This window comes from Microbacterium sp. Leaf351 (assembly GCF_001423825.1).
GTDB lineage: Bacteria > Actinomycetota > Actinomycetes > Actinomycetales > Microbacteriaceae > Microbacterium > Microbacterium ginsengisoli.
In genome coordinates this window covers 59,091-61,067 of sequence record NZ_LMPK01000012.1, presented here as the reverse complement: position 1 = coordinate 61,067, position 1,977 = coordinate 59,091, and the positions used below count along the sequence as shown (strand labels likewise).

1 protein-coding gene and 1 pseudogene are annotated in these 1,977 nt (G+C 68.7%); one reads left to right on the top strand and one right to left on the bottom strand.

Translation table 11 applies throughout. The features are described 5' to 3' along the window. Positions 1 to 235 (bottom strand): annotated as a pseudogene (locus tag ASG00_RS17075) (hypothetical protein); the annotation flags it as partial. A gap of 424 nt (positions 236 to 659) precedes the next feature. Between ASG00_RS17075 and ASG00_RS05210 the strand changes: the two are divergent. Beyond that, positions 660 to 1,977: DUF4396 domain-containing protein (locus ASG00_RS05210; RefSeq protein WP_200930861.1), on the top strand; the 1,318-nt coding region annotated here is incomplete at its 3' end.

Genomic DNA, 1,977 nt, shown 5'->3' with positions numbered 1-1,977 from the left:
CCCCCGCAGAGGACGACGCCGTCCGGCCCTCCACCGGTGCCCCCGAGTCTGGGGTAGAGCCGGTCGCGACGGGGGAGCCCGCACTGGTGTCGGCGTGCGCGTCAGCCGTGGTGTGGGAGGTGGTCCAGCCGCCGATGATGAGCACAAGTGCCAGGCCCAGGATGGTCAGCAGCCGCCCCGACCACCACCCCGCCGCGATGACCCGGTCGGGCCGGGATCGGGGGTCGCGGGGCATAGTCCCTCACTGTACCAATCCGACCTTTGCGTCTCCCGGATCCCGCCCGGCCGCAGGCCCTCCACGCCTTCGCCGACAGAGCAGCCACATCGCGTCCACCGGCACGTCGTTCTCGATTATCGCCGAACGACGTCCGTCTCCTGAGCGGAAGGATCAGTGCCCTCGGGGTGCGGTGGTGTCGGTGAAGGCGGGCAGCAGGATCGCCGTGATGCCGTCGGGGTCGAGTCTGCCGGTGCGGACTTCTTCGGCGGCGCCGTTGAGGACGGCACGGGTCGCTGAACTCCGCCGCGATCGTCTCGGCTGCGTCAGGTTCGCCCCACCGGGCACGTGCACCCGTCGGCACCCGAGGCGGCGCCGATTGAAAGAATACCTATAGGGGGTATAAGGTGTGGGGGAGTCGTGTGCGAGGGAGAGGCGGGCGAGGTTGATTCAACCGATCGACTATTTCCTGGTCGCCTGGTTCGTGCTGGTCGCGATCAGCACGATCTGGGTCGGGGTGGACCAGTTCCGTCACAACCCGGAGCCGGCGGTGATGAAGTGGGGCTTCATCCTGGTCACCCTTTACCTGGGGCCGATCGGGGCGCTGCTGTATGTGCTCGCGGACAAGGAGCCACGGCCGGGAGAGCATGAGGAGTTCACCCGGCCGCTGTGGAAGCAGGGCATCGGCTCGACCATCCACTGCGTCGCGGGCGATGCCACCGGCATCATCGTCGCCGCCGTCGTCGTCGCGTCGCTGGGCCTGCCGATGTGGCTGGATCTGATCATCGAGTACGCCGCCGGGTTCGCGTTCGGGTTGTTCGTGTTCCAGGCCCTGTTCATGAAAAACATGATGGGCGGCAGCTACTGGCAGAACGTGCGCCGCTCGTTCCTGCCCGAGTTCATCAGCATGAACCTGATGATGGCGGGCATGGCGCCGGTGATGTCGCTGCTGATGATGGGCCGCGACATGCGGGCCATGCTGCCCACCGAGTTGCTGTTCTGGGCGGTGATGAGTTTCGGGATCGCGGTCGGGTTCGTGCTCGCCTACCCCGTGAACGTGTGGATGGTGAAGAAGGGCCTCAAGCACGGTCTGATGACCGTCCGCCCCCAGCCCGCCACCCACCCCCAGGAGCATGACGCGCACGCGCAGCACAACCCGCAGCCGCCGGAGGCGCACGCCGGCCACGACCAGGCGGCGGGCGCTGCGTCGTCGCCGGGGTCGGGGCATGAGGCGCACCAGCCTTCTGGCGCCGGAGCGGTGACCGTGCCGCAGCTGACCGTGGTCGGCGCGTTCTCCGCGATCGCGCTCGTGGTCGGGATGGTCGCCCCCGCGAACGCCGTCAACATGACTCTCAGCGCGCACGACGTCGGTGGGCTGATCATGCCGCCCGGGATGATCATGACCCGTGACACCCCCGCCGAGGCGATGCGGGACATGGCCGCCGTCGACCCGCGGGCCGCGACCGCCGCGTACGACGTGGACACCCGCGGTGATGAGGTGCTGGAACCTGCCCGCGTCGAGGACGGGGTGAGGGTGTTCGAGCTGACCGTGTCGCAGATCCGCTGGGAGATCCTCCCCGGCGTCACCGTCGACGCGTACGCGTACAACGGGCAGATCCCGGGGCCTCGGCTGCAGGTCACCCAGGGCGACCGGATCCGCATCGACGTGACCAACGAGCTCGACGAGTCCACGACCGTGCACTGGCACGGCCTGGACGTGCCCAACGAGATGGACGGGCCCGCCGGGATCACCCAGGATCCCA